The sequence below is a fragment of the Citrobacter sp. S-77 genome, assembly GCF_963864895.1.
In the GTDB taxonomy this organism is placed as follows: Bacteria; Pseudomonadota; Gammaproteobacteria; order Enterobacterales; family Enterobacteriaceae; genus Citrobacter; species Citrobacter murliniae.
Genome location: NZ_CAWLWU010000002.1, coordinates 3,307,336 through 3,333,923 on the forward strand (window position 1 = coordinate 3,307,336; position 26,588 = coordinate 3,333,923).

The following is a 26,588-nucleotide window of genomic DNA, read 5'->3' on the forward strand; positions in this document are numbered from 1 at the left end:
ATGAAAACTCACGCTCGTCAGCAGGTTCTATACTTGTAGTGACCAGGTGACAAAACGGACGCTGAAAATGATCGACCTCTACTACACACCAACGCCCAACGGACATAAAATCACGCTGTTTCTGGAAGAGGCGCAGTTGAAGTACCGTTTAATTCATGTGGATATCAGCAAAGGTAATCAGTTTCATCCCGATTTTCTGGCTATTTCGCCAAATAATAAAATTCCTGCAATTGTCGATCATGCCCCGGAAGATGGCGGAAGACCGATCAGTCTGTTTGAATCTGGTGAAATTTTGCTCTACCTGGCGGAGAAGAGCGGAAAGCTGCTAAGTGGTGAATTGCGAGAACGCCATACCACGCTACAGTGGCTCTTCTGGCAGGTCAGCGGATTAGGTCCTATGCTAGGCCAAAATCACCACTTTAATCACTTCGCACCGCAGACGATCCCTTACGCCATTGAACGATATCAGGTTGAGACCCACCGATTGTATAACGTGATGAATAAGCGTCTGGAAACTTCACCCTGGCTGGGTGGCGATCATTATAGTATTGCGGATATTGCTTGCTGGCCCTGGATTAACGCCCACCAGCGGCAGCGTATCGATCTCGATACTTATCCGGCAGTCAATAACTGGTACGAGCGTATCCGTACGCGTCCCGCCACGGAACGCGCGATGCAGCAAACTGCTCAGTGAGAAGAAGTAACGCGATTAGGTTCTCGTGTATCATGCAGAGGTTCATACATGGAGGAAACCTGCAATGTCACAACCTGACGCTATTATTCGTATAAAAAACCTTCGTCTGCGCACCTTTATTGGCATCAAAGAAGAGGAGATCCTCAACCGGCAGGATATCGTCATCAATATCGCCATCCACTATCCGGCAGACATAGCCCGTACCAGTGAAGATATCAACGATGCGTTGAATTACCGCACGATCACCAAGAGCATAATTCAACATGTGGAAAGTAACCGCTTCTCATTATTAGAAAAATTAACTCAAGATGTGCTCGATATCGCACGCGAACATCACTGGGTCACTTATGCTGAAGTAGAGATCGATAAACTTCACGCATTGCGTTATGCCGACTCCGTTTCCATGACGCTGAGCTGGCAGCGCTAATCGTTACCCGGGAGGCGACATGCAGATTCTGATTACTGGCGGTACTGGCCTGATTGGACGCCATCTGATCCCCCGTCTGCTGGAATTGGGGCATCAGATAACCGTAGTGACACGTACCCCCGATAAGGCCCGCCAGATCCTGGATTCACGGGTCACGATTTGGAAAGGACTTGAGGACCAACACAACCTCAATGGAATTGAAGCAGTCATTAACCTTGCCGGTGAGCCTATCGCGGATAAGCGCTGGACTGCTGAGCAAAAAGAGCGACTGTGCCAGAGCCGCTGGGTTATTACACAGAAACTGGTCGATCTAATCAGGGCCAGCGACACACCACCAGCGGTATTGATATCGGGTTCCGCGGCAGGATATTACGGTGACCTTGGCGAGGTAGTCGTCACAGAAGAAGAGCCACCGCATAACGAGTTTACCCATAAGTTGTGCGCTCAATGGGAAAACATTGCCAGCAGTGCGCAAAGCGACAGAACACGCGTGTGTTTACTACGTACAGGGGTTGTGCTGGCTCCTGCTGGCGGGATCCTGGCAAAAATGGTTCCACCATTTCGTCTTGGCCTGGGCGGTCCTATCGGTAACGGACGCCAATATCTTGCCTGGATCCATATTGACGATATGGTGAACGGTATTATCTGGCTGCTGGATAACGATCTGCACGGCCCCTTCAATATGGTTTCACCATACCCGGTACGTAACGAGCAGTTCGCCCACGCGCTGGGTCATGCCCTGAACCGACCTGCTATCGTGCGCGTCCCTGCGACGGCCATGCGGTTACTGATGGGGGAATCATCGGTGCTGGTCCTCGGCGGGCAGCGAGCGTTACCCAAACGCCTGGAAGCCGCTGGTTTTGCATTTCGCTGGTATGATTTGGAAGAAGCGCTGGCGGATGTCCTTCGATAATCTCTGCTGACTGTTCACTGTCGCTATTGTGGTGGTAAGGTTATAAAACTGACTACCTCAATGGCGACATTTAATAGCGACTTTATGGCGATAATAACGACTCCCCGACTTATCCTCTCTGCATATCAACTCTCTGACTGGTCATTTTTCCTCAGGCTGCGTGAAAGCCCGGAAATAATGCGTTATATGGCTGACATCTCCACGGCAAAAGAAACGCGCTTACTGTTTGCCAGACGCCTTTCCGCTAAGCATTCCTTCGTTATCCGTGAACATAATAACAATACGCCGTTGGGCGATATTGGCTTACAAATTAGTCATCTTTATCCTCAGGAAGCAGATATCGGCTACGCCGTCGTCCCACAGGCACAGGGAAAAGGTATCGCCAGCGAGGCAGTCCGTGTTGTGTGCGATTACGCCTTTCAGCAGGCAGGAGTCACCGCGATAAACGCATATGTGTTAGCCGAGAATACGGGGTCAGTACGCATTTTGGAAAAGACAGGTTTTGTACTCACCCAGGTACTCGAGCAAGCATACGAAGTGAATGGCATACGGTATGACGACTGTGTCTATCGTCTGGAGTGTCCAGCACGGGGTTTATAAGCCCGGAAGTGAGGTGCCCCCGGGCATTTTGGACGGTACAGCAGTACTACTTCAATGACCCTTTCAGGAACTGCTGCAAACGTGGACTCTGCGGATTGCCGAATACCTGCTCCGGATCGCCTTCTTCTTCGATTTTCCCCTGATGCAGGAAAATAACGTGCGTGGAGACATGCCGGGCAAATCCCATTTCATGGGTGACGACCACCATGGTTTTTCCCTCTTCGGCCAGTTGCTGCATAATGCGCAGCACTTCACCGACCAACTCCGGATCAAGGGCTGAAGTCGGCTCATCAAATAGCAGCACTTCCGGCTCCATTGCCAGCGCGCGAGCAATAGATACACGCTGCTGTTGTCCACCGGACAGATGTACCGGATATTTACCCTGGGCGCGTTCATCAATACCGACTTTGGCCAGATACTTCACCGCGCGATCGCGAGCTTCCTGTTTGCTTAAACCTAACACCTGAATCGGCGCTTCCATGACGTTTTCCAACACCGTCATATGGCTCCACAGGTTGAAGTGCTGGAAGACCATAGTCAGTCGCGTACGTAACAGACGAAGTTGGTTTTTATCCGCCACCTTGAGCTGACCGTCTTTGTCGCGTACCAGGCCAATATTCTGACCACTGACCACAATCGACCCGGCGCTCGGTTTTTCGAGAAAGTTAATGCAGCGCAGGAACGTACTTTTACCGGAACCTGACGAGCCAATAATACTGATAACATCACCCGCGTTGGCCTGCAGCGATACCCCTTTCAGCACTTCATGTTCGCCGTAGTGCTTATGTAAATCGATAACGTTTAATTTATTTTCAGACATCGTGTTACTCGAATCATTTAGAGGAGACATGCTGCAACCAGCGTTTTTCCGCTTTACGGAACAGACTGATCAGGACATACGAAATCATCAAATACAGTACGGCGGCAATACCGAATGCGGTAAACGGCTGGTAAGTTGCCGAGTTGATATCGCGGGCGATTTTCAACAAATCCGGCACCGTCGCCGTAAATGCCAGCGCCGTTGAGTGCAACATTAAAATGACTTCATTGCTGTATGCTGGCAGCGCAATACGCAATGCTGAAGGCAAAATAATACAGCGATACATTTTAAATGAAGAGAAGCCATAGGCACGCGCGGCTTCAATCTCGCCATGAGGTACCGAACGGATTGCCCCGGCAAAAATCTCTGTGGTATAGGCACAGGTGTTTAGCGTTAGCGCCAGCACGGTACAATTAAGGCCACTGCGGAAAAAAGCGTTGAGGAAGTCTGTCCCTTTAACGATTTCCAGCGTGTACATTCCGGAATAAAACACCAGCAACTGAACGTAAAGCGGTGTTCCACGAAAAATATAGGTAAATAGCCAGATGGGAAACTGGATAAACTTATTGCTGGAAACACGACCAATCGCCAAAAACAGCGCCAGGATGCCCCCCATTACCACAGATGAGATCAGCAACCACAGCGTTATCGCCACGCCGGTGAAGCGATAGCCGTCGGTCCATAGCAGGGATTTCCAGTACTCCTGAATAATCTCAATCACAGGTCAGCCCTCTTCACACCCACGGAGTAGCGGCGCTCAAGGTACAGCAGCACACCGTTAGAAACAGTGGTAAACACCAGATAGATAGCGCCGCACACCACGGCAAAGTAGAACGGCTCCCAGGTGCTCTTACCCGCAAGCTGAGTGGCTTTCACCACGTCTTCAAGTCCGAGCAGAGAAACCAGTGCCGTGGCTTTAAGAATAACCTGCCAGTTATTACCAATTCCCGGCAATGCATAGCGCATCATCGCCGGAAACATAATGCGGCGGAATATCTGTGAACTGGTAAAACCGAATGCAGTTGCCGCTTCAATATGGCCTCTGGGTACAGCCATAAACGCACCGCGAAAGGTTTCGGTAAAATAGGCCCCGTAGATAAAACCGAGCGTGATAATACCCGCCACCATCGGATCGATATCAATCTGGCTGATACCAATTGCGTCGGTTATGGTGTTAAGCGCAATCTGCAACCCGTAGAATATGAGCAGCATTAAGACAAGATCGGGTACTCCACGTATTAACGTCGTGTACCCTTCGAAAATTAGCCCCATTGCCCGACTTTGCGAAAGCTTCGCTCCCGCGCCGACAAGACCTATCAGGACCGCCAGCACTACTGAGCTGAGAGCCAGCTCGAGCGTAACAATCGCGCCCTGTAAAATAACACCTGAAAAGCCATACAACATGCTGCCTGTCCTGTTGTGTGTGGTGAAGTAATGAGCCTCTTTTGATATGTTGTCTCGACACGTTTTATGCCTGATGTCGCTTCGCTTATCAGGCCTACATGCTTTCGTCGTAGGTCTGATAAGGCGCAGTCGCCATCAGGCAATAAGTCGATCAACAATCTACGGGCTTTATCAGCACCTGCGGTGATTAACCGCCGTAAACATCAAAATCAAAGTACTTTTTCGCCAGTTTCTCGTAAGTACCGTCAGCACGCATTTCTGCAAATGCTTTATTCAGTGCTTCGCGCAGTTCGTTATCGTCTTTGCGCAGCCCCATTCCGGTACCCACGCCGAACAGTTTCTCATCTTTCACAGACGGGCCACCGAATTTGTAATCTTTACCTACGGGTTGCTTCAGGAAGCCTTCACTGGCAGCGACTTCATCCTGGAACGCGGCGTCGATTCGTCCGGCAGTCAGGTCAGAATAGATATTGTCCTGCCCCTGATAGGAGACAATTTCAATGCCTTTTGGCGCCCAGTGCTCGTTACCGAATGTTTCCTGGGTAGTGCCCTGCAGAACACCGACACGTTTGCCTTTCAGCGACTCGATTGTCGGCTGGATATCAGAATCTTTAGCAACTACCAGACGAGAATCCGCTGCATAAAGTTTGTCGGTAAAAGCAATTTCCTGCTGACGTTTTTCAGTAATGGAAAGCGAAGACATGATAGCGTCGATTTTCTTCGCTTTTAACGAAGGGATCAGCGCATCCAACGGGTTTTCCACGAAGGTACATTGTGTATTAATGCGTTTGCAGAGTTCTTTTGCCAAATCAATATCAAAACCAACCAGTTCACCCTGCGCATTTTTCGATTCAAACGGGGCATAAGTAGGATCGGTACCGATACGGACTTTTTGCGGAATGGCTGCAAATGCTGCGGTGGCACTGGAGAAAGCCAGGACCAGAGAAAGAGACAACACCAGTTTTTTCATAACTATCCTCAACAGACTGTCTTTTATAGGGGATCTTTACAGGACCAGGTGCAGTTATCGTGCCATTAATCAGGCCGACAAGGCAAAGCATTCTACCTTGCCGGCAATATTTTTTTGCATGAAAAGCGCTTAAGTATGCAATCATGCTCATTAAGACAGCGATAAAAGCACCAAAACAGTGCACTGGATTTATTATGCACCGTAATGGTTAGCCTCTATGGTGCAATCAATTCCCGTTTCAGCGTATCAGTCGCCGTAGACATTAAAGTTAAAATACTTTTTCGCCATTTTGTCGTAGGTGCCATCCTGACGCAGCTCACCCAACGCTTTATCAAAAGCAGCTTTCAGTTCCACATCATCTTTGCGTAAACCAATTCCGGTTCCGTCACCGAAATACTTTTTATCTTTTACCGAAGGACCAGCAAACACATAGTCTTTACCTGCTGGCTGTTTCAGGAAGCCTTCGCTGGCAGCAACTTCATCCTGCAATGCCGCATCGAGGCGCCCTGCTGTCAGGTCAGAATAGATAAGGTCCTGGTTCGCGTATGCCACTACATCCACGCCTTTGCTGCGCCAGGTGTCATTGGCATAGGCTTCCTGTGTGGAGCCTTGCAGTACCCCAACGTGTTTACCTTTCAGAGAATCCAGAGTCGGCTGGATTGGGGAACCTTTCGCCGCGATCAGACGTGAGTCTGCTGCGTAGAGTTTGTCTGAGAAAGCAATCTCTTGCTGGCGTTTCTCGGTGATAGAAAGCGAGGAGATGATGGCATCAATTTTTTTCGCTTTCAGCGATGGGATTAGCGCATCAAAGTCACTGGCAACCCAGGTACATTTGATTTGCATACGCTTACACATCTCATTTCCGAGATCGATATCAAACCCGACAAAATCCCCTTTCGCATCTTTAGAGGAAAAAGGGGCGTAGGTTGTATCTGTACCAATACGAACTGTCTGCGGAAGTGCTGCGTAGCTGGCCGCGGTTGCGGAAAGTCCTACCAGCAAAGACAAAGCAAGAACCGTCTTCTTCATACATAACCCTCAAGTGGCGTAATTTTATTATGTTTTACGTTGTGTTGTGTGTTTGCAGACTTTTTCATGCAGGTCTTATGCCATTTTCGCGTCGATGAGGATATTCGACGTTAAATATGTTAATAAAACGTTGCAATATTGTCCTGATTTTGAAGATAGCAGGTATGACGGTTGAACCGCAGCGTTTCGTTGAGTTTTAACGAATTAAATGTTGAGGATATGATCGCGGTTACAAAATTGCCCTGAAACAGGGCAACGAATACAGAGTTGCACGCTGACAGAGCAGCTTATGCCCCCTGCCAGCGGGTAAACAGGTCCTGAGGGAGAGAGATATCAAACTGGTCTAACACACGGTTAACCGTTTGATTAATCACGTCATCAAGCGTCTGAGGGCGATGGTAAAACGCCGGTACGGGCGGCATAATCACAGCACCAATTTCCGCCGCCTGCGTCATGAGACGCAGATGTCCCAGATGCAGAGGTGTTTCACGCACGCACAGCACCAGAGGGCGGCGCTCTTTTAGCACAACATCAGCTGCACGGGTGAGCAGCCCATCGGTGTAGCTGTGGACAATGCCAGATAGCGTTTTAATTGAACATGGCAGGATAACCATTCCAGCCGTCTGGTACGAGCCGGATGAAATACTGGCGGCGATATCACGCGCATCATGATTTACATTCGCTAATGCCTGCACGTCGCGTACAGAGAGGTCCGTTTCAAGTGCCAGCGTCTGTCGCGCCGCCTGGCTCATCACCAGATGGGTTTCCACATCAGCAACGTCACGCAACACCTGCAACAAGCGCACGCCATAAATTGCGCCGCTTGCGCCGCTGATCCCTATGATGAGTCGTTTCATGTTTAACCGCCCTTTCTTGTTTCAGGGCTGACTTTGCAGGATTTTACGGGGAGTTGCAAGCAAGGGAACTTCTCCCCCTTGCTTGCTGTAGAGCATTAACCTTCGTTGTGCATCTCGAGGTTTTCAGCTTCGTTCTGACGCAGTACTGCTTTGGCGTCATCATTACGCAGGGAATCAAGAAAATCGAGGTACTTCTGGTCGACGTCTTTAGTGACATACACACCGTTAAACACCGAGCATTCAAACTGCTGAATATCCGGGTTCTCAGCGCGCACGGCTTCAATCAGATCGTTCAGATCCTGGAAGATAAGACCGTCAGCACCAATTATCTGGCGGATCTCGTCCACTTCGCGCCCGTGAGCAATTAGCTCCGTCGCCGTTGGCATGTCAATACCGTAGACGTTCGGAAAGCGGATTTCCGGTGCGGCAGAGGCCAGGTACACCTTCTTCGCCCCGGCTTCACGCGCCATCTCGATAATCTGTTCTGAGGTGGTGCCGCGCACGATAGAATCATCCACCAGCAACACGTTCTTATCACGGAATTCAGCACGGTTAGCATTCAGCTTGCGGCGTACAGATTTACGGCGCAACTGCTGACCCGGCATGATAAAAGTGCGCCCCACATAGCGGTTTTTCACAAAACCCTGGCGATACGGTTTGCCAAGAATACGGGCTATTTCCAGCGCGATGTCACAAGAGGTTTCTGGAATCGGGATGACGACGTCAATATCCAGATCTTCCCACTCGCGGGCAATTTTTTCGCCAAGCTTAGTCCCCATATTCACACGGGCGCTGTAGACGGAAATTTTGTCGATGAAAGAATCAGGACGCGCAAAGTAGACGTATTCGAACAGACACGGATTACTGACCGGATTATCCGCACACTGACGGGTAAACAACTGGCCTTTTTCAGTGATATACACCGCTTCGCCAGGTGCAACGTCACGCAGGAATTCAAAACCCAGCGTATCCAGCGCCACGCTTTCGGAGGCAACCATGTATTCGGTACGACCATCGCCAATATCGCGTTTGCCAAGCACCAGTGGGCGAATACCGTTAGGATCGCGGAAAGCGACCATCCCGTGACCGATAATCATAGCCACGCAGGCATATGCGCCGCGGATCTGGCGGTTAGTTGCTGCGATAGCCGCAAAAATATTATCGGCTTCCAGCGGATAGTGACGGAAGTTATCCAGCTCGCTGGCGAAAATATTCAGCAGAATTTCAGAATCTGAAGTGGTGTTGATGTGGCGACGCTTTTCTTCAAACAGCTTTTTACGCAGCTCATGCGCATTGGTCAGGTTGCCATTGTGGGCAAGCGTAATGCCATATGGTGAGTTGACGTAAAAAGGTTGAGCTTCGGAGGCGCTGGAGCTGCCAGCCGTTGGGTAACGCACATGGCCAATGCCCATATTGCCCTGCAAACGCTGCATATGGCGAGCTTCAAAAATGTCGCTCACCATTCCGTTTGCCTTTCGCAAACGGAAGCAGTTGTTGGCATCAATGGTGATGATGCCAGCGGCATCCTGACCACGATGCTGGAGCACCGTTAACGCGTCATAAATCGACTGGTTTACCGGCATAACACCGGCGATACCGACAATACCGCACATACGTCTTTTCCTCGTTAAGCCACATCTCAGAACCGTTAGGGTCTGGGCAAGAAACTTGACGAGCTTTGCAGATAGTCAAAAAACCATCTGATGATAAAACTGAACTGCGGGATCAACTGTGACTTGCTCCAGTCTTCACTTTTCGACACACCGGTAAACGTATCGAGAAAAAACAGAATGGCGGCGACGATCAACGCTCCTCGCAGAGCACCAAAGCAAATCCCCAACACCCTGTCGGTACCCGACAGGCCTGTTTTCTCCACCAGTTGGCCTATCACAAAATTAACGATAGCGCCGACGATAAGTGTCGCGATAAACAGTATCGCGATAGCAATCCCATTTCGAACCAGTTCGTCTTCAAAGCCCGTAAACCAGACAGACAGGTAAGTGTAGTAATGGCTGGCGACAAAGAAAGCACAACCCCAAGTCACCAACGATAATGCTTCACGAACAAAGCCACGGATCAGGCTAACCAGACAGGAAAAACCAATCACCGCGATAATGGCGTAATCAATCCAGACCATAAGTGTCCCACGATTTTACGCCCTGTCGTCCTGTTCGGGGCGCATTCTAACAGAAAAAGAAAACGTTTGCGTAGGGATTTCCTTTCCACGCGTAAATAAAAATGGCGCTGAAAAAATCTTCAACGCCATCGAACTTTTTGCCTCTTCGGGCACTGCCGGATGGCGGTGCAAGCACCTTATCCGGCTCACAACACAGTAACACTGTAAGCCTGCCAGCACACCGCCATCAGGCACAATCCCGTGCAGGATAGCGATGCTGGCACCACGGTTTAGTTCGGGGTGTAACCCATCACGACCCCACTCAAACCGGAGATCTTTTGCAGTTCGCCGAGCGAGTTTTTCAGCTTATCTCTGGAGGCGTCAGGCCCGACAAGAATGCGGGTTATTTTACCCTGTACTGGCGTTGACGGGGAAGTATATACCCGGAAGCCAGCTCCCCGAAGTTTACCAACGATCTCATTGACCTTATCGGCGTTTTTCAGCGCACCGAGTTGCACGACGTACGCTTTCCCGGTTGGGGCCGGAGCCTCCGCAACTGCTGGTTTAGGCGTTGGCGCAGGTGCAGGTGCGGGTGCAACAGGCTGTGGTTGCGGCTTCGGTTTTGGTTTCGGCTGTTCGACAGGCGCAGGTATGGGATCAAACTCCGCACTGTTTGCCGCAGTCAGGCGTGACGGATCCAGTGACGGCGCAGCAGCATCACCTGCACGCACCTCTTCTGCCGCGCCTTCTGGCGGTTGCGTCGGCAGCGCCTGCGTTGCCGCAGGCATCATGTCTGGCTCATCGCGATCGCCAGGTTTAGGCACCAGAGGGATCGCCGCAAACTCATCCTGATAATGTTTTTTTTGCCCGTCAAGCAACCCGGGAAGCACAATCACCCCAAGCGCCACCAGCACAATTGTGCCAACTAATCGATTCTGAAACTTACTCGCCACCGCTTCTCCCCACGTCTATCACTTCCATGACATGTGCGACAGTGTGAAACGATCCACACACCAACACGGTATCTTCTGGTTTTGCATCTGCCAGCGCAGCATGCCATGCCTGAGCAACGCTGCCATAGGCTTCGCCTTTGCCCAAATGCTCCAGCAGTTGTTCTGCTGTCGCGCCCCGCGGACCTTCCAGGGGAGCACAATACCAGGCGTCAACCACGCTTTTCAACCAGGCCAGCGTACCTGCAATATCTTTATCATGTAGCATACCGATAACCGCCAGTACGCGCCCGTTTTTCACTAACTTTTTCAGACACCCGGTCAGATATTCCGCCGCATGAGGATTATGGGCGACATCAAAAATAACACGTGGCGACTCGCTCACAATCTGGAAGCGTCCCGGCAAAATAGCCAACTCGATACCTTCACGAATCGCCTGCTCGCTCACATTAAGTCCACTTGCCCGCAGGGCAGCCAGTGCAGTTGCGGCATTTGGTTGTGGAACCTGTGGTAACGGCAGGTGCGCCAGCGTACCGTGACAGTCCGTAAAGGACCAGTCATTGTCCGTTACAGCATAGCGCCAGTCCACGCCATATCGTTGCAAATTCGCTCCGGTCTCTTGCGCGACATCTGCAATGGTGTAAGGCATTTCAGGTTCGCCAACAATAGCCGGTTTTTCGGCACGGAAAATGCCGGCCTTCTCACGACCAATACTTTCACGATCAGGTCCCAGCCAGTCAGTATGGTCGAGCGCAATACTGGTAACCACCGCGACATCGGCATCGACAATATTCGTGGCATCCAGACGCCCACCCAGGCCAACCTCCAGAATCACCACATCAAGCTGTGCCTGTTTGAACAGCCACAGCGCCGACAGCGTGCCATATTCAAAATAGGTCAGGGAAATGTCACCGCGTGCGGCTTCAATCTCAGCAAATGAGGCTGTGTGGGCCGCTTCCGGTAACTCATTTCCCTGCACACGAACACGTTCTGTGTAGCGCACCAGATGGGGAGAGCTGTACACACCGACTTTATATCCGGCTGCCGTCAGTACGGACTCCAGCGTGCGGCAGGTTGTACCCTTACCGTTGGTTCCCGCCACCGTGAAGATGAATGGAGCCGGTTTAAGAATACCCAGCCGCGCCGCAACCTGGCTGACACGCTCAAGGCCCAAATCGATGGTTTTACTGTGCAGGTTTTCCAGATAAGAAAGCCACGACGCCAGGGGCGACGTGGCTTGAGGGATACGTTTATTGTCCATGATTTATGTAATTCGCTACGGTGAGAAAAGAAAAAGGCAGCGCCGACCGGCCCTGCCCTTTTATACTCGTCGCCTTTCAAGTTGCAGGGATATTGGCTGCACTCGCTCACCCGAATCACTTACCAGTGTAAGTTCATCGGGATTCACTCTCTTGCCGCCTTCCTGCAACTCGAAATCCATAGAGTAAACTATCAGGCCTCTGATTCCTGATCGGGTACCGGAGGTACCACCACGCCTTCACGTGGCTCATCCGGATTCGGCGCAGGAAGATTCATTAGCTTCGCCAGGATGCTCGCCAGTTTCAGGCGCATTTCCGGGCGGCGAACGATCATATCGATAGCGCCTTTTTCAATCAGGAACTCACTGCGCTGGAATCCCGGCGGCAATTTCTCACGTACGGTTTGCTCGATAACACGCGGACCAGCAAAGCCGATCAGTGCTTTCGGTTCAGCAACGTTGAGATCGCCCAACATCGCGAAGCTTGCTGAAACCCCACCCATGGTTGGGTCGGTCAGTACAGAGATGTACGGTAAACCACGTTCCTGCATTTTCGCCAGTGCAGCAGAGGTTTTTGCCATCTGCATCAGTGACATCAGCGCTTCCTGCATACGCGCACCGCCGGAAGCGGAGAAGCAGATCAGCGGGCAGTTGTCTTCCAGCGCCTGTTCAACGGCACGGACAAAACGGGCACCAACCACAGACCCCATGGAACCGCCCATAAAAGCGAATTCGAATGCTGCAGCAACGACCGGCATACCGTGAAGTGTACCTTTCATTACCACCAGCGCATCTTTCTCGCCGGTTTCTTTCTGCGCAGAAGCCAGTCTGTCTTTGTATTTCTTGGAATCACGAAACTTCAGCACGTCTTTCGGCTCAAGCTCGCTACCCAGCTCCACAAGAGAACCTTCATCTAACAGGCTATGCAGGCGATTGCGCGCCGACATGCGCATATGATGGTCACACTTCGGACAGACCTCAAGATTACGTTCCAGCTCAGCACGGTATAAAACCTGACCGCAGCTATCACACTTGGTCCACACCCCTTCAGGAATGCTTGCCTTGCGGGTGGGAGTAATGTTGCTTTTAATTCGTTCAATCCAGCTCATTGGTGACCTTTCTGCCTGAACCTTAGTCAGCTTTGTTATAAGGGGCGCATAATGCCATTTTTGCCCCCAACAGACCATGAATGTTGCACATTAAAACATAACAGCCCGAAACTTTGGATAAAAAAGTGGTCGAACCGCTGAGTTACTTTCTATTTTGCAGCACGTGACGCAGCACGCTTGTGACGAATCACTTCAATAACGCCGGGCAATACGGAGAGGACGATAATCGCCACAATCAATAATTTCAGGTTCTCCTGTACCACCGGCAGATCGCCAAACAGATAGCCTGCATAGGTAAACAGCAATACCCACAGCAGCGCGCCTGCGACGTTATACATTGCAAAATGGCGGTAGGACATATGCCCCATACCTGCCACAAACGGCGCAAATGTACGCACGATAGGGACAAAACGCGCCAAAATAATTGTTTTGCCACCATGACGTGCATAAAAAGCATGGGTTTTATCCAGGTAGCTGCGGCGAAAAATTTTGGAATTCGGATTGCTAAAAAGTTTTTCGCCGAACAGTCGACCGATAGTGTAGTTCACCGCATCGCCAACAATCGCCGCCACAATCATTAACGCCACCATCAGATGAACATTCAAATCATTGGTTGGCAACGCAGAGAGCGCTCCGGCGACAAACAGCAGAGAATCGCCCGGCAGGAACGGCGTCACTACCAGTCCTGTTTCACAAAACAGAATCAGAAACAGAATGGCGTAAACCCAAACACCGTATTCCGCTACCAGTTCAGCCAAATGCACATCTATGTGCAGGATAAAATCGATCAGAAAGTAAATCAGGTCCATATTTATGCCTTTTACGACTCGAATTAGTCCGCCAGGAACAGCGGGCCCATTGGCGGTTTAGGCAGGTCAAACCGATCTGGATAATCTACCGCAACCAGATACAGTCCTTCCGCCTTCGCCGTTGCCGCTGCCAGCGTTCTGTCCTTCGCCGCTAACAACTCTGCTATCCAGCTCTCCGGCTGGTTGTGGGCACCTACTTCCATCAGGCTACCAACAATATTCCTGACCATATGATGTACAAAGGCATTTGCTTTGATATCGACCACCACATATGGGCCGTGACGCGTGACGTTGATGTGCATCACGTTGCGCCACGGTGTGCGCGACTGGCACTGCACTGCCCGAAACGAAGTGAAATCATTCTCACCAATCAGACACTGAGCCGCACGATGCATACGTTCAGCATCCAGCGGTTCATAGTAATGCGTCACACCGTTCCCCAGAACCGCCGGGCGTAACCGATGATTGTAGATGATGTAGCGATAACGGCGAGCCGTGGCGCTAAATCGTGCATGAAAATCATCCGGCACAGCCTTCACCCAGCGCACGGCAATGTCACCAGGTAAATTCGCATTTACACCCAGTGTCCATGCCGCATCTTTACGTTGCGCGGTGGTTTCAAAATGCACCACCTGCCCCGTTCCATGAACGCCTGCATCCGTTCGCCCCGCACAAAATACATTAATGCGTTCATTGGCGACTTGTGAGAGCGCTTTTTCCAATTTTTCCTGAACGCTACGCACTTCGTTCTGGCGCTGCCAGCCATAATATTTGCTGCCATCATACTCTATACCCAGCGCAATTTTATGTGTTGGCAGTTGTTGCAGGTCAGACATTAGTACAGATACTCCTGCACCAGTTTTTCAGCAATTTTTACCGACATTAACGCGCCACCAAAGCGCACATTATCGGCTACAGACCAGAACTGAATCTGCTCCGGCATACCATAATCGTTATGTACGCAGCCGACCGAAAGATGGGGAGTACCAGAAGCATCGCCAACCTGAGTAGGATAATCCGTCTCTTCCGACAGAACGATGTCTTCGCCGCGGGTAAACGCATCACGAGCCTCTTCTGCCGCCAGCGGCCGCAGGGCTTCAAAGTTCACCATTTGTGCATGGCCGTAAAACACTGGCGACTGCACTATGCTTGCGGAGACCAGCAGACCATCGTCCTGCATAATTTTCCGCACTTCATCGACGATCCGACGTTCTTCACGCACGCTGCCTTCACGATCCGGCAGTAATGGCAACATATTGAACGCCAGTTGACGCCCGAAGAAATCATCGTCATCGACAGGGATCCCGTTGAGCAGCTTCGCACTCTGCCCTGCCAGCGCATCCACCGCCTTTTTACCGCGTGCAGAAGCTGAAATAATATTGGTGACCGTTATACGAGAAAGCCCACCGTCATCAATCAGTGGTTTCAGCGCAGTCAGCAACTGGCTGGTCAGACTATCCGGGACGGCAATCACATTGCGGTTGCGATAATCCGCCAGTACGAACGGGTTAACATCCGGTACGACCAGCGGGACATCCGGCTCAAGAGCAAACAGCCCGCTACTGTCAATAACCAGGCAACCTGAGTTGGTTGCTTCTTCCACCCACGCGGCTGTTGCCTCCACTCCAGCAACAAAAAATGCCAGTTGCGCTTGTGTCCAGTCAAAATCAGCAACATCCTGAACAACGATCGATTTACCATTAAAACGCAGGTGCTCACCGGCGCTTTCGTTACGTGCCAGCGCATAAATCTCACCGACCGGGAACTGGCGTTCAGCCAGTGTATCGAGCAGGGCTTCGCCGACGGCGCCCGTTGCGCCCAGAATGGCAATATTCCAGCCTTCAGACATGGTGATTTACTCCAGAAATACATAAGCGTCCCTGTCGTATTATTCGACAGGGAGCATTAAGAAGACATTAATGTGCCGGGTGATGAACAGCGTTAAAACCCAGCTTACACAACAAGGTAGCTGCAGCAGCGTCATCACACATTACGTATAAAGACGACCATTCACGGCGCTCAAGGTAATTCTTACGCAGTTTATCAAACTCACCCGGAATTCCAGCGACTTTACGCAGCGGCGCATCATCGCGGCGCACATCATACACTAAATGCACCAGCCTTTTCAGCGTTGGCTGATCTAACGGACCATGCAATGTGATACGACCGAATTCCGGCGCGGGTAACAGGGTGTTCAGCGCTATGTGCTGTTCGCGACCAATAAACTTGCTGTAGGCCTCAAAGACCTGCGTGGTCCCACGCGCTTTTCCTTCAAGGGTATAACCGGCAATGTGCGCCGTGCCGATGTCGGCTTTGTCCAGCAACGCCACATTCAGATCCGGCTCACCTTCCCAGACGTCCAGCACAACGCTCAACGACTGCCCGGCATTCAGACAATTCAGTAATGCGCCATTATCAATGACCGGCCCACGGCAGGCATTAATCAGTATGGTTCCCGGCTTGAGTCGGCTTATGAGCGCCTCATCAGCCAGATGCAGCGTTTTGTACGGACCGTCTTTAAACAGCGGCGTATGGAAAGTCAGTACATCAGCTTGCTCAACCAGTTCCTCCAGCGAACGAAAGTCGCCCTCATCCCCCCGGTCAGCACGCGGTGGATCGCAAAGCAAAGTACGAATTCCCAATGCTTCCAGTCGCGCTTGCAAACGCGCCCCCACATTACCGACGCCCACGATACCTACGGTCCTATCGCGTAATGCAAAACTGTCGCGTTCCGCCAGCATCAACAGCGCAGAAAAGACATATTCAACCACTGCAATGGCATTGCACCCAGGCGCTGCGGAAAAGCCGATCCCCGACTGCGCAAGCCAGGCTTCATCCACATGATCAGTACCTGCAGTTGCCGTCCCGACAAATTTTACGGGTTTTCCGCTGAGCAGTGATTCGTTTACTTTCGTCACCGAGCGCACCATTAAGGCATCCGCATCTTCGAGTTCTGAGACGGGAATCGGGCGACCGGGAACCGCTTTGACCTCCCCCAAACGACTAAACAGTTCGCGGGCATAGGGCATATTTTCATCAACGAGGATTTTCACGTCTTTCGCACCTGTTTGAGAACGAGAGTTAACCGGGCAAGTGTGCCATAATCTCGCCGCCAGGCATACTGCGAGACCTGGTTAGCTCAGATTTAAGGAATAGAGATGATGCAGCCCATTTCTGGTACTCCCGCGCGCCCTCCCGGTGAAGGCCCAAATGCCCCTGCCGTTGCGGGTGAGCAACCGTTATCCACGCAGCAACGTACTGTGCTGGAACGACTTATCACGCGTTTAATTTCACTCACTCAGCAGCAAAGTGCCGAGGTATGGGCTGGAATGAAGCACGATCTGGGGGTCAAAAGTGATACACCGTTGCAGTCGCGTCACTTTCCTGCCGCTGAGCAAAACCTGAACCAACGGCTTGGCATTGCTCAGCAGAATCATGCTAACCGTCAGGTACTGTCACAGCTCACAGAATTGCTGAGTCAGGGGAATAATCGCCAGGCTGTGAGTGATTTTATTCGCCAGCAGTACGGACAAACAGCGCTCAGTCAACTCACACCAGAACAGTTAAAAAATGTGCTGACACTGTTACAGCAGGGGCAACTTTCGATCCCGCAGCCACAACAGCGCCCGGCAACCGATCGCCCTTTGCTCCCGGCAGAGCACAACACGTTGAATCAACTGGTGACAAAACTGGCTGCGGCCACCGGAGAATCCGGCAAGCTAATCTGGCAATCCATGCTGGAACTGTCCGGCGTAAAAAGCGGAGAACTGATCCCCGCGAAGCAGTTCACCCATCTGGTGACCTGGCTGCAAGCGCGTCAGACGCTAAGCCTGCAAAATGCACCAACGTTGCAAACGCTTCAGGCAGCGTTGAAACAACCGCTGGAACCGAATGAGTTCGCGGCGATAAAAGACTACGCGCAGCAGACCTGGCAGATCCAACCGCAAACAATTTTGACCACTGTGCAGGTACAGGATTTGCTCAATCAGATCTTCTTGCGGCGCGTAGAGCGGGACAAAGAATTAAACGATCCTCGACATCTTCAGCCGATTTACAGCCCGTTCACACCGGTGATTGAAAACATTAAATCACTGTCGGCGCGACCGGGGCTGATGTTTGTGGCGTTGATGATTGCATTAGCCATTTTCTGGCTCGTCACTTAACCTTTTCGCAAGGTAAGCAGCGTAACGACAATTCCGACCACCGCAGAAATCGCCCCGGCAAGAAATACCGAGGGATAGCCATAAGCGGTGGCCAGAACCCCAGCTAAAGGACCGCTTACGCCGTAGGAGATATCCTGGAATGCGGCGTAACCACCCAGCGCCGTACCACGAACCTGTGCAGGAACACGCTTCACGACCTCCACACCCAGTGCCGGGAAAATGAGCGAACACCCTGCCCCGGTTAATGCCGCCCCCAACAAAGCAAACCAGGCCGTTGGTGCCAGCCACAGCAGTACCAGACCCGCTGTTTCAACTAGCAAAGAGACAACCGCGACCTTAACCCCGCCAAACCTGTCCGGCATCCAGCCAAACAGAATACGCATCAGCACAAAAGCACCACCAAACGCGGTCAGGGTGAATCCTGCCATGGTCCAGCCGTTGCTGACAAAATAGAGGGAGATAAAGGTGCCAATCACAGCAAAACCAACGCCCTGTAGCGCCAGACCCACACCAGGTTTCCAGATAAGCCCCACAACGCTCCACAAAGAAGGCCGTTCTCCAGCGTGAGCAGGCACTTTACGGACGGTACCATTGAATGCCCATGCCAGCAGCGGTAATGCCATCGTGGTTCCCGCCAGCGCGGCGAAACCAAAGTGGCTGTGGATCAGCAGCCCCAACGGTGCACCGGCGGCCAGTGCGCCGTAAATCGCCATCCCGTTCCACGACATCACCTTACCAGAACGCGTTGGCCCAACCAGCCCCAGCCCCCAGGTCAGGGTTCCGGTAAGTAACTGGCTTTCACCAAAACCGAGGATCAGACGTCCCACAATTAACAACGCGAACTTAACGGGAACAGAGACTGGTAATAGCGCAGCCAATAGCCACGCCGCGCCCGCCAGCGCACAGGCAAACATCCCCTGTAGCGCAGAACGTTTGGCACCATACTGATCGGCTAACCGTCCCGCGTAACCACGCGTTAATACCGTCGCCAGAAACTGAACGCCCACAGCAATGCCAACCATGGTGTTGCCATAGCCCAACTCATGGTGGACAAACAGCGGGATGACAGGCAAAGGCAGGCCGACCGTCATATAGGTCAGGAAAACTGCAAAAGCGATACGAAATAGCGAAACATTCGCCGAAGATGTTTTTTCTTGTTGGGTTACTGCTGTCATGCGTTACTCCAGAATGCAGAGTAAGGCGAGGAAATGCCACGCCCCCTCTACCTGACTATCAGGATTAAGGTGCGTTGGATAACGTTAAACGCTTACGCATTATCATGAGGATAATGTTGAGCGGGGAGTCTGCCTGTAAATTGCCCCCATTGTCAATGCCATAAAAAAGGGAGCCTGTTGGCTCCCTTTTAACCCGATCAGCGAAACGCCATCAGGCAATGACTGGTATTAGTACCAGACTTACGCTTTCAGCTTACGCATCACCAGCGTGGCGTTAGTCCCGCCAAAGCCGAAGCTGTTGGACATAACGGTAGTCAGTTCTTGCTCAGTCGGCTTGGTCACGATGTTCAGACCAGCAGCTTGTTCGTCCAGCTCTTCAATGTTGATGCTTGGCGCGATAAAGCCATGTTCCAGCATCAGCAGAGAGTAAATAGCTTCCTGCACACCCGCAGCACCCAGAGAGTGACCGGTCATTGCTTTGGTTGCAGAGATTGCCGGGCTGTGATCGCCGAACACTTCACGGATTGCACCCAGCTCTTTCACGTCGCCTACCGGTGTAGAAGTACCGTGTGAGTTCAGGTAGTCGATTGGTGTATCAACGCCGTGCATCGCCATCTGCATGCAGCGCACTGCGCCTTCACCTGACGGAGCAACCATGTCTGCGCCATCAGAAGTTGCGCCGTAACCGACGATTTCCGCGTAGATGTGTGCGCCACGAGCCAGAGCGTGTTCCAGCTCTTCGACAACAACCATACCGCCACCGCCTGCGATAACGAAACCATCGCGGCTTGCATCATAAGTACGGGACGCTTTGTCCGGAGAGTCGTTGTATTTGGTAGACAGCGCGCCCATTGCGTCGAATTCGCACGCCATTTCCCAGCACAGCTCTTCGCCGCCGCCAGCAAAAACGATGTCCTGCTTGCCCAATTGAATTTGTTCAACAGCGTTGCCGATACAATGTGCAGACGTCGCACAGGCAGAGCTGATGGAGTAGTTTACGCCGTGGATTTTGAACGGTGTTGCGAGGCAGGCAGAAACGCCGGATGCCATCGCTTTAGTCACCACATACGGACCAACGGCTTTCAGACCACGCGGGCTACGCATTGCGTCAGCGCCGAAGACCTGAAAACGCGGGGAGCCGCCGCCAGAACCTGCAATCAGGCCAACGCGCGGGTTGTTCTGGTAAACTTCTGCAGAGAGGCCAGCATCAGCAACTGCCTGCTCCATAGAAAGGAATGCATAGATGGATGCGTCGCTCATAAAGCGCACAACTTTGCGGTCAATGAGGCCAGTGGTATCCAGTTTTACGTTGCCCCAAACGTGGCTACGCATGCCGGAGTCCTTCAGCTCCTGAGAGAAAGTGATCCCTGAACGTCCTTCACGCAGAGATGCCAGGACTTCCTGCTGGTTATTACCGATGCTGGAAACGATGCCCAAGCCAGTAATCACTGCACGTTTCATTCAATACCTCTGTAGTTCGCACTATTTTAAAGTTTCGAGTGGCACAATAGCGTACACTTGTACGCCGAACAAGTCCGATCAGCCATTTAATGTGGAAATTTGCGCAGTCAGGCACTCATCGTTAAGATCGGGACACAGCCTGCCAGACGAGTAACTTACGTGAAACAATACGCTATACAACCTGCCGACCTCGAATTCAACGCTGAGGGTACACCTGTTTCCCGAGATTTTGACGATGTCTATTTTTCTAACGATAACGGGTTGGAAGAAACTCGTTATGTTTTTCTCGGCGGTAATCATCTCGCAGAACGATTTCCCACTCATTCACGGCAATTATTTGTAGTAGCAGAAAGTGGTTTTGGTACCGGACTTAACTTCCTGACGCTATGGCAGGCATTCGCCACTTTTCGCGACGCACATCCTGACGCTATCCTGGAAAGGTTACATTTCATCAGTTTTGAAAAATTTCCTCTGACGCGTGAAGATCTGGCCTTAGCCCATCAACACTGGCCTGAACTCGCACCATGGGCAACAGCGTTACAGGAGCAGTGGCCACTACCACTGGCGGGTTGCCATCGGCTGCTTCTTGATGAGGGGCGAATTACGTTGGATCTCTGGTTTGGCGATATTAACCAACTCATCAATACACTGGATGAATCATTGAATCAGCAGGTCGATGCCTGGTTTCTGGATGGGTTCGCGCCGGCAAAAAACCCTGATATGTGGACGCCAACGCTGTTTAACGCAATGGCCAGACTGGCTCGCCCTGGCGGCACGCTGGCGACCTTTACCTCCGCTGGTTTTGTACGTCGTGGGTTGCAGGAAGCTGGTTTCAGCATGCGTAAATGCAAAGGTTTCGGTCGCAAACGCGAAATGTTATGTGGGGTTATGGAGCAAAATATTACCCCCCCTTCCCCAGCGCCGTGGTTTGCACGCACAGGTACGAAAAAACGTGAAACGGCTATTATTGGCGGAGGTATTGCCAGCGCCTTGCTGTCGCTGGCTCTGTTGCGTCGGGGCTGGCAAGTGACGCTCTATTGTGCTGACGACAAACCAGCCCAAGGCGCTTCCGGCAATCGCCAGGGGGCGCTCTATCCTTTGCTCAATAAACATGATGCGGCTATTAATCTTTTTTTCCCTGCTGCCTTTACCTTCGCACGACGTCTGTATGACGCGCTACCCGTAGATTTCGCACACGACTGGTGCGGGGTGACTCAGTTAGCCTGGGATGAGAAAAGCCAACAGAAAATCACCCAAATACTGTCACTTGACTTACCCGACGCACTCGCGGTCGCGGTTGATGCAAAACAGATCCTGCAAACGGTGGGCGTGGATACCGAATGTGATGGCATTCAGTATCCTGCCGGAGGATGGCTGTGTCCTGCGCAGTTAACTGCTGCTGTGCTGGACTATGCCACAACGCTGGGATTACGCACGCACTACCAGCACGATCTGGTTTCACTGTCGCATCAGGCGGATAGCTGGCAGTTGCAGTTCGCTACTGGCGAAACCGCTACGCACGAAGCGGTGGTGCTGGCAAATGGCCACCGCATTAACCGCTTTAATCAGACGCAGCCGTTACCGGTTTATTCCGTTGGCGGTCAGGTGAGCCATATTCCTACCTCGCCTTCACTCTCTGCTCTGCGTCAGGTGCTGTGCTACGACGGCTATCTCACACCGCAAAATCCGGTGAATCAGCATCATTGTATCGGGGCGAGCTATCATCGCGGTTGTGAAGAGACGGTTTATCGCGAGGACGATCAGCAACAAAATCGCCAGCGTTTAATCAACTGTTTGCCAAATGCCGGATGGGTGCAAGAGGTGGATATCAGTGACAATGCCGCCCGCTGTGGCGTTCGCTGCGCCACACGCGATCACTTACCGATGGTCGGCAATGTACCGGACTATCACGCCACGCTCAGTCAGTACGCACATCTTGCAGAAGACAAAGAGACTGCTGCGAGTGCGCCAGTTTACCCTGACTTATTTATGCTGGGCGCACTGGGTTCGCGAGGACTGTGTACCGCCCCGCTGTGCGCAGAAATCCTTGCGGCGCAAATGAGTCATGAACCTATCCCGATGGATGCAGGAACTCTGGCTGCGTTAAATCCGAATCGTTTATGGGTGAGAAAATTATTGAAGGGAAAAGCAATAAAGTCATGAGGTAATGATTGTGCCGGATAAGACACTCCTGCGTCAGCATCCGGCACAATCCACCGTAAATTATTTTACTGTGGCCTTCTGGAACAGAGCATCCCACATCTCTTTCACTAGCGCCTGGTCACGAGGCGAGAGTTCGCCAGCACCGATAGCTTTTTCCAGGCTGCTGGTGACATTGGCGTACAATGCCTCAGCGGAATGGTCCTCGCCACCGTCCAGTTCAGCAACGGCCAGCGTCAGGTGCCCACGCAAATACCCACTGGCAAAAAGCTCATCATCGCTGGCGTGCTCTACCATATCGTCGATTAATGCCAGAATGCGTGATTCAAACTCCGCGATCATCTTCTTTCCTCATTGTAAACGTGGCATCGGCTTCAGTTGAGCGCTTCGGGCCACGGGAATTGTTCCGCCTTAAGCTCAGGCGTGTGATAATAATTTTGTAACGCTTTAATGAAGCGCGCCGGACGTTCGGGGATCCCCTTTTCCAGATACTCCATCACCTGGGCATGAACACGACGCTGGAATACCACGCGATCCGGCTCAAAGTCCCCTTCCAGGTTGTCGCAACTGACGTTAAACGGATACCCCGCCGCCATGCAAAACAACCAGTCAAATGCCTGTGGCTTCACTTCTACATCTTCAAACTGACACTGTGTCTTCGCATCCCGCCCGTCCGGGCAGTACCAGTAACCAAAATCAACCAGCTCACGACGCGCTTTTCCAGCAATACACCAGTGTGAAATTTCGTGTAACGCGCTGGCGTAAAAACCATGGGCGAAAACAATACGGTGATACGGTAATTCCGCATCAGCTGGAAGATAGATGGGTTCATCGTCGCCTTTAATCAGACGGGTATTAAATTCATCGGCAAAGCAGCCGTTAAAAATATCAATTAACTGTTGGTAGTGATGGGTATTGTTCATTAGTTCATCCCCAGCCAGTGGAGAATCTCCTGTCCATGATTATCGTAAATTAGCTTGGCACTCATCACTGCAGAGACAATGACGATCATTGGTCGAATGAGTTTCTGTCCCTTACTAAGCACCAGTCGAGATCCCATCCGCGCACCAAGAAACTGGCCGATAAGCATCACAAAACCGGTCGCCCAAATCACTTTGCCGCCAAGGGCGAACAGTAACAGCCCACCGAGATTAGAGGTGGCATTGAGTACTTTGGCATGCGCCGTTGACTTCGCCAGGTTGTAGCCACACAGCATGACGAAGGACAGTGCGTAAAACGACCCGGCTGCCGGCCCAAAGAAGCCATCATAAAAACCGACACAGCCCCCGGCAACCAGTGCAAACGGCAAGCCATAAAGCCGACGCTGCCGGTCTTCTTCGCCCAGTTTAGGCATCATGAGAAAGTAGAGGCCAATACAGAGCACCAGAACCGGCAGGATTTGGCGCAAGATGTCCGACTGCATATGCTGAACCAGCAACGCGCCGCTCATTGAACCGATAAAGGTCATGGCGATATTGAGCTTCTGCTCCGCCAGATTGACCACGCCACGACGAATAAAATAGAGAGATGCGGAGATCGATCCCCCACAGGCCTGAAGCTTATTAGTTGCCAGCGCTTGTGCTGGCGGCATGCCTGCCGCCATTAACGCAGGGATAGTGAGTAAGCCACCGCCCCCCGCCAGCGAGTCAATAAATCCAGCCAGAATTGCCACAAAAAAAAGTACGCCCAACAGCAGCGGAGACACCATAAACAGATCGGCGAAAATATCCATTAGAGTACATGCTCGTCCAATAGCGCCTGGCAGGAAGGCGGCAACGGAGGCGGTGTCTTCTTCTCAGGCTTTGTTGTTCCAGGTTTAGGAGGTTCGAACCAGCTTTGCAGCTCCGCGCCACAGCCATCACCTGGTGGAGGTAAAGGTTGGTCTTCGCACTCAAGACTGTCGGCAGGGCAACGTAACCGCACATGCATATGAGCACGATGCTGGAACCACGGTCGCACTTTACGCAACCAGTCCCGGTCAGTTCCCGCATCCAGACAAAGTTGCTGTTTAATCGCCGGATTCACGAAAATACGCGTTACATCATTATCTTTTGCGGCCAGCCTGATCAGGCTGAAAATCTCCGGCTTCCACAGTGACGATACAACACGTTTACCGTCCTGAGAGACCAGATCCAGCGCCTGTGGTCGCAGCAGTTGCGACTGCGTCCAGCGCGTTTTTGGCAGTTGCAGGAAAATATCGACATCCAGTCCTGTCTGGTGACTGGCGTGCCCACCATTGAAACGTCCGCCAGCAGGCATTCCCATATCACCAATTAACACCGTGCCCAGCTCCAGATTATTGGCCTGGGTACTCAGACGCTGAATAAACCTCACCAGATCAGGATGACCGAAATAGCGCCGCTGATCGGTGCGCATCACCTGATAATGTTCTGATTGCACGGGCAGTGTATCTGCCCCGACAATGCAACCATTCGAGAAAGCACCGATCGACTGTGCGCTACCCGCAACCGGGTGGGTAATTTTCTGCCAGGGCGTCGCCGCCAGACAGGCGGAGCTGGCGAACAGAGCCAGTGCCGCAAGTGCCGTTTTTTTCATGTCTTACCAGCGTGGAATGTCAGTCTTCACATCCGCATTTTGCGCCCGCTGACGCAGCAGGTGATCCATCAGTACAATCGCCAACATCGCTTCTGCGATCGGCACTGCGCGGATCCCAACGCACGGATCGTGACGTCCTTTGGTTACCATTTCGACTTCTTCGCCAAATCGGTTAATAGTGCGCCCAGGAACGGTAATACTGGAAGTCGGTTTCAGCGCCATATGTGCAACAATTTGTTGCCCGCTGCTGATCCCCCCCAGGATGCCACCAGCATGGTTGCTCTGGAAACCTTCTTTGGTGATTTCATCACGGTTCTGACTACCACGCAGTGCGACAACGTCAAAACCATCGCCAATCTCCACGCCTTTTACCGCGTTAATGCTCATCAGCGCATGAGCGATGTCTGCATCCAGGCGGTCAAAAACAGGTTCACCGAGGCCCGCTGGCACACCACTGGCGACAACGGTCACTTTTGCCCCGATGGAATCACCCTCTTTTTTAAGCGCGCGCATCAGTTCATCCAGCGCTTCAATTTTATCCGGATCCGGGCAAAAGAACGGGTTAAGTTCCACCTGAGACCAGTCTTTAATCTCCAGGGGAATATCGCCCATCTGGGTCAGACAGCCGCGAATTTCGACACCAAATTTTTCCGCCAGGTATTTTTTGGCTATAGCCCCGGCCGCCACGCGCATCGCCGTTTCGCGAGCGGATGAACGCCCGCCGCCACGGTAATCACGCAAACCGTATTTCTGCTCGTAGGTATAGTCAGCATGACCCGGACGGAAAACATCTTTAATCGCGCCGTAGTCCTGCGAACGCTGATCGGTATTTTCAATCAACAAACCGATGCTGGTCCCGGTGGTTACGCCTTCGAACACGCCAGAGAGGATTTTCACCTGATCCGGCTCACGGCGCTGGGTCGTGTAACGCGAAGTTCCTGGACGGCGTCTGTCGAGATCGTGCTGCAGATCGGCTTCGGTCAGAGAAATACCAGGCGGAACACCATCAACAATACAACCGAGCGCCAGCCCGTGTGATTCGCCGAAGGTCGTTACGCGAAAGAGTTGTCCAATTGTGTTTCCTGCCATCACGGCTCCGTTATGAATGTTGTGTTTG

Annotated in this window: 28 protein-coding genes; 6 read left to right on the plus strand and 22 right to left on the minus strand. The window is 52.0% G+C overall.

Annotation, left to right across the window (positions count from 1 at the left end):
• The first annotated feature begins 67 nt into the window (after positions 1 to 67).
• The 4 genes from yfcG to AACS05_RS16425 all read left to right on the plus strand — a co-directional run bounded on the left by yfcG (position 68) and on the right by AACS05_RS16425 (position 2,634).
• Positions 68 to 694 carry a GSH-dependent disulfide bond oxidoreductase gene (gene yfcG, locus AACS05_RS16410; RefSeq protein WP_045445636.1) on the plus strand — a complete coding sequence of 209 codons (627 nt, stop codon included), beginning with the start codon at positions 68 to 70 and terminating at the stop codon, positions 692 to 694.
• 64 nt (positions 695 to 758) lie between these two features.
• Positions 759 to 1,121 (plus strand): dihydroneopterin triphosphate 2'-epimerase, encoded by a 363-nt coding sequence (gene folX, locus AACS05_RS16415; protein WP_045445639.1) that lies wholly within the window; start codon positions 759 to 761, stop codon positions 1,119 to 1,121.
• Positions 1,122 to 1,140: 19 nt separating this feature from the next.
• Complete coding sequence (locus AACS05_RS16420; protein ID WP_045445642.1) at positions 1,141 to 2,034, plus strand: TIGR01777 family oxidoreductase; 894 nt, start codon at positions 1,141 to 1,143, stop codon at positions 2,032 to 2,034.
• Positions 2,035 to 2,118: 84 nt separating this feature from the next.
• Positions 2,119 to 2,634 (plus strand): GNAT family N-acetyltransferase, encoded by a 516-nt coding sequence (locus tag AACS05_RS16425; protein ID WP_071829079.1) that lies wholly within the window; start codon positions 2,119 to 2,121, stop codon positions 2,632 to 2,634.
• 46 nt (positions 2,635 to 2,680) lie between these two features.
• Here AACS05_RS16425 and hisP read toward each other — a convergent pair whose 3' ends face one another.
• From hisP to pdxB, 15 genes are all read right to left on the minus strand, one after another.
• Complete coding sequence (hisP, locus tag AACS05_RS16430; protein WP_003028114.1) at positions 2,681 to 3,454, minus strand: histidine ABC transporter ATP-binding protein HisP; 774 nt, start codon at positions 3,452 to 3,454, stop codon at positions 2,681 to 2,683.
• Between the two features lie 13 nt (positions 3,455 to 3,467).
• Complete coding sequence (gene hisM / locus AACS05_RS16435) at positions 3,468 to 4,175, minus strand: histidine ABC transporter permease HisM (protein ID WP_045445661.1); 708 nt, start codon at positions 4,173 to 4,175, stop codon at positions 3,468 to 3,470.
• Positions 4,172 to 4,858, minus strand: coding sequence for a histidine ABC transporter permease HisQ (locus AACS05_RS16440; protein WP_045445664.1), 687 nt, complete (start codon positions 4,856 to 4,858; stop codon positions 4,172 to 4,174). Before AACS05_RS16440 ends, hisM begins: the two co-directional genes overlap by 4 nt.
• A gap of 187 nt (positions 4,859 to 5,045) precedes the next feature.
• On the minus strand, positions 5,046 to 5,828 hold the full coding sequence (gene hisJ / locus AACS05_RS16445; RefSeq protein ID WP_045445667.1) for a histidine ABC transporter substrate-binding protein HisJ: 783 nt from the start codon (positions 5,826 to 5,828) through the stop codon (positions 5,046 to 5,048).
• Between the two features lie 246 nt (positions 5,829 to 6,074).
• Positions 6,075 to 6,857, minus strand: coding sequence for a lysine/arginine/ornithine ABC transporter substrate-binding protein ArgT (gene argT / locus AACS05_RS16450; protein ID WP_045445670.1), 783 nt, complete (start codon positions 6,855 to 6,857; stop codon positions 6,075 to 6,077).
• Positions 6,858 to 7,144: 287 nt separating this feature from the next.
• Positions 7,145 to 7,714: a UbiX family flavin prenyltransferase gene (locus tag AACS05_RS16455; protein WP_045445673.1), complete on the minus strand. Its 570-nt coding sequence runs from the start codon at positions 7,712 to 7,714 to the stop codon at positions 7,145 to 7,147.
• Positions 7,715 to 7,809: 95 nt separating this feature from the next.
• On the minus strand, positions 7,810 to 9,327 hold the full coding sequence (purF, locus tag AACS05_RS16460; RefSeq protein ID WP_045445676.1) for an amidophosphoribosyltransferase: 1,518 nt from the start codon (positions 9,325 to 9,327) through the stop codon (positions 7,810 to 7,812).
• 35 nt (positions 9,328 to 9,362) lie between these two features.
• Positions 9,363 to 9,851, minus strand: a complete 489-nt coding sequence (cvpA, locus tag AACS05_RS16465) for a colicin V production protein (RefSeq protein ID WP_045445679.1) — start codon at positions 9,849 to 9,851, stop codon at positions 9,363 to 9,365.
• 269 nt (positions 9,852 to 10,120) lie between these two features.
• A complete protein-coding gene (dedD, locus tag AACS05_RS16470; protein WP_045445682.1) occupies positions 10,121 to 10,783 on the minus strand; it encodes a cell division protein DedD in 663 nt (220 codons plus the stop codon).
• Positions 10,773 to 12,041 (minus strand): bifunctional tetrahydrofolate synthase/dihydrofolate synthase, encoded by a 1,269-nt coding sequence (gene folC, locus AACS05_RS16475; protein WP_045445685.1) that lies wholly within the window; start codon positions 12,039 to 12,041, stop codon positions 10,773 to 10,775. The genes dedD and folC overlap by 11 nt, the downstream gene beginning before the upstream one ends.
• Before the next feature lie 191 nt (positions 12,042 to 12,232).
• Positions 12,233 to 13,147, minus strand: coding sequence for an acetyl-CoA carboxylase, carboxyltransferase subunit beta (accD, locus tag AACS05_RS16480; protein WP_045445687.1), 915 nt, complete (start codon positions 13,145 to 13,147; stop codon positions 12,233 to 12,235).
• Between the two features lie 149 nt (positions 13,148 to 13,296).
• Complete coding sequence (locus AACS05_RS16485; RefSeq protein WP_045445690.1) at positions 13,297 to 13,956, minus strand: DedA family protein; 660 nt, start codon at positions 13,954 to 13,956, stop codon at positions 13,297 to 13,299.
• A 23-nt stretch (positions 13,957 to 13,979) separates the two neighbouring features.
• Positions 13,980 to 14,792: a tRNA pseudouridine(38-40) synthase TruA gene (gene truA / locus AACS05_RS16490; RefSeq protein ID WP_045445694.1), complete on the minus strand. Its 813-nt coding sequence runs from the start codon at positions 14,790 to 14,792 to the stop codon at positions 13,980 to 13,982.
• Positions 14,792 to 15,805 (minus strand): aspartate-semialdehyde dehydrogenase, encoded by a 1,014-nt coding sequence (locus AACS05_RS16495; protein ID WP_045445697.1) that lies wholly within the window; start codon positions 15,803 to 15,805, stop codon positions 14,792 to 14,794. The genes truA and AACS05_RS16495 overlap by 1 nt, the downstream gene beginning before the upstream one ends.
• Positions 15,806 to 15,872: 67 nt before the next feature.
• On the minus strand, positions 15,873 to 17,009 hold the full coding sequence (gene pdxB, locus AACS05_RS16500; protein ID WP_045445700.1) for a 4-phosphoerythronate dehydrogenase PdxB: 1,137 nt from the start codon (positions 17,007 to 17,009) through the stop codon (positions 15,873 to 15,875).
• A 108-nt stretch (positions 17,010 to 17,117) separates the two neighbouring features.
• Here pdxB and flk point away from each other — a divergent pair, with 108 nt between their 5' ends.
• Positions 17,118 to 18,119 (plus strand): flagella biosynthesis regulator Flk, encoded by a 1,002-nt coding sequence (flk, locus tag AACS05_RS16505; RefSeq protein WP_045449733.1) that lies wholly within the window; start codon positions 17,118 to 17,120, stop codon positions 18,117 to 18,119.
• On the opposite strand, the gene AACS05_RS16510 is transcribed toward flk, so the two are convergent.
• Together AACS05_RS16510 and fabB are read right to left on the minus strand one after the other, a co-directional pair.
• Entirely contained in the window at positions 18,116 to 19,294 is a 1,179-nt protein-coding gene (locus AACS05_RS16510; RefSeq protein WP_045445703.1) for an MFS transporter, read from the minus strand. The two genes, flk and AACS05_RS16510, sit on opposite strands and share 4 nt — an antisense overlap.
• 240 nt (positions 19,295 to 19,534) lie before the next feature.
• Positions 19,535 to 20,755, minus strand: coding sequence for a beta-ketoacyl-ACP synthase I (fabB, locus tag AACS05_RS16515; protein ID WP_045445705.1), 1,221 nt, complete (start codon positions 20,753 to 20,755; stop codon positions 19,535 to 19,537).
• Positions 20,756 to 20,914: 159 nt separating this feature from the next.
• On the opposite strand from fabB, the gene mnmC reads away from it, so the two are divergent.
• On the plus strand, positions 20,915 to 22,918 hold the full coding sequence (mnmC, locus tag AACS05_RS16520) for a bifunctional tRNA (5-methylaminomethyl-2-thiouridine)(34)-methyltransferase MnmD/FAD-dependent 5-carboxymethylaminomethyl-2-thiouridine(34) oxidoreductase MnmC (RefSeq protein ID WP_045445707.1): 2,004 nt from the start codon (positions 20,915 to 20,917) through the stop codon (positions 22,916 to 22,918).
• A gap of 60 nt (positions 22,919 to 22,978) precedes the next feature.
• Here the strand turns inward: mnmC and AACS05_RS16525 are convergent, their stop codons facing one another.
• From AACS05_RS16525 to aroC, 5 genes are read right to left on the minus strand one after another with little or no spacing between them, the layout of a single operon-like run.
• The gene (locus AACS05_RS16525) at positions 22,979 to 23,257 is read right to left on the minus strand and encodes a YfcL family protein (protein WP_045445709.1); all 279 of its coding nucleotides are present in this window, start codon (positions 23,255 to 23,257) and stop codon (positions 22,979 to 22,981) included.
• 32 nt (positions 23,258 to 23,289) lie between these two features.
• Complete coding sequence (locus AACS05_RS16530; protein WP_045445711.1) at positions 23,290 to 23,838, minus strand: elongation factor P hydroxylase; 549 nt, start codon at positions 23,836 to 23,838, stop codon at positions 23,290 to 23,292.
• Complete coding sequence (locus AACS05_RS16535; RefSeq protein WP_045445713.1) at positions 23,838 to 24,647, minus strand: sulfite exporter TauE/SafE family protein; 810 nt, start codon at positions 24,645 to 24,647, stop codon at positions 23,838 to 23,840. The genes AACS05_RS16530 and AACS05_RS16535 overlap by 1 nt, the downstream gene beginning before the upstream one ends.
• Positions 24,647 to 25,471: a penicillin-insensitive murein endopeptidase gene (mepA, locus tag AACS05_RS16540; RefSeq protein ID WP_045445715.1), complete on the minus strand. Its 825-nt coding sequence runs from the start codon at positions 25,469 to 25,471 to the stop codon at positions 24,647 to 24,649. Before mepA ends, AACS05_RS16535 begins: the two co-directional genes overlap by 1 nt.
• 3 nt (positions 25,472 to 25,474) lie before the next feature.
• Positions 25,475 to 26,560 (minus strand): chorismate synthase, encoded by a 1,086-nt coding sequence (aroC, locus tag AACS05_RS16545; RefSeq protein WP_045445717.1) that lies wholly within the window; start codon positions 26,558 to 26,560, stop codon positions 25,475 to 25,477.
• Between the last annotated feature and the right edge of the window lie 28 nt (positions 26,561 to 26,588).

Bases quoted from the DNA above. Each gene is read 5' to 3' on its own strand.
- accD (WP_045445687.1), bottom strand. From the start codon at position 13,147: ATGAGCTGGATTGAACGAATTAAAAGCAACATTACTCCCACCCGCAAG.
- AACS05_RS16535 (WP_045445713.1), bottom strand. From the start codon at position 24,647: ATGGATATTTTCGCCGATCTGTTTATGGTGTCTCCGCTGCTGTTGGGC.
- AACS05_RS16440 (WP_045445664.1), bottom strand. From the start codon at position 4,858: ATGTTGTATGGCTTTTCAGGTGTTATTTTACAGGGCGCGATTGTTACG.
- AACS05_RS16420 (WP_045445642.1), top strand. From the start codon at position 1,141: ATGCAGATTCTGATTACTGGCGGTACTGGCCTGATTGGACGCCATCTG.
- AACS05_RS16495 (WP_045445697.1), bottom strand. From the start codon at position 15,805: ATGTCTGAAGGCTGGAATATTGCCATTCTGGGCGCAACGGGCGCCGTC.
- hisP (WP_003028114.1), bottom strand. From the start codon at position 3,454: ATGTCTGAAAATAAATTAAACGTTATCGATTTACATAAGCACTACGGC.
- yfcG (WP_045445636.1), top strand. From the start codon at position 68: ATGATCGACCTCTACTACACACCAACGCCCAACGGACATAAAATCACG.
- argT (WP_045445670.1), bottom strand. From the start codon at position 6,857: ATGAAGAAGACGGTTCTTGCTTTGTCTTTGCTGGTAGGACTTTCCGCA.
- mepA (WP_045445715.1), bottom strand. From the start codon at position 25,471: ATGAAAAAAACGGCACTTGCGGCACTGGCTCTGTTCGCCAGCTCCGCC.
- hisJ (WP_045445667.1), bottom strand. From the start codon at position 5,828: ATGAAAAAACTGGTGTTGTCTCTTTCTCTGGTCCTGGCTTTCTCCAGT.
- truA (WP_045445694.1), bottom strand. From the start codon at position 14,792: ATGTCTGACCTGCAACAACTGCCAACACATAAAATTGCGCTGGGTATA.
- folX (WP_045445639.1), top strand. From the start codon at position 759: ATGTCACAACCTGACGCTATTATTCGTATAAAAAACCTTCGTCTGCGC.
- purF (WP_045445676.1), bottom strand. From the start codon at position 9,327: ATGTGCGGTATTGTCGGTATCGCCGGTGTTATGCCGGTAAACCAGTCG.
- AACS05_RS16525 (WP_045445709.1), bottom strand. From the start codon at position 23,257: ATGATCGCGGAGTTTGAATCACGCATTCTGGCATTAATCGACGATATG.
- folC (WP_045445685.1), bottom strand. From the start codon at position 12,041: ATGGACAATAAACGTATCCCTCAAGCCACGTCGCCCCTGGCGTCGTGG.
- aroC (WP_045445717.1), bottom strand. From the start codon at position 26,560: ATGGCAGGAAACACAATTGGACAACTCTTTCGCGTAACGACCTTCGGC.
- fabB (WP_045445705.1), bottom strand. From the start codon at position 20,755: ATGAAACGTGCAGTGATTACTGGCTTGGGCATCGTTTCCAGCATCGGT.
- AACS05_RS16425 (WP_071829079.1), top strand. From the start codon at position 2,119: ATGGCGATAATAACGACTCCCCGACTTATCCTCTCTGCATATCAACTC.
- AACS05_RS16455 (WP_045445673.1), bottom strand. From the start codon at position 7,714: ATGAAACGACTCATCATAGGGATCAGCGGCGCAAGCGGCGCAATTTAT.
- flk (WP_045449733.1), top strand. From the start codon at position 17,118: ATGCAGCCCATTTCTGGTACTCCCGCGCGCCCTCCCGGTGAAGGCCCA.
- cvpA (WP_045445679.1), bottom strand. From the start codon at position 9,851: ATGGTCTGGATTGATTACGCCATTATCGCGGTGATTGGTTTTTCCTGT.
- AACS05_RS16485 (WP_045445690.1), bottom strand. From the start codon at position 13,956: ATGGACCTGATTTACTTTCTGATCGATTTTATCCTGCACATAGATGTG.
- AACS05_RS16510 (WP_045445703.1), bottom strand. From the start codon at position 19,294: ATGACAGCAGTAACCCAACAAGAAAAAACATCTTCGGCGAATGTTTCG.
- AACS05_RS16530 (WP_045445711.1), bottom strand. From the start codon at position 23,838: ATGAACAATACCCATCACTACCAACAGTTAATTGATATTTTTAACGGC.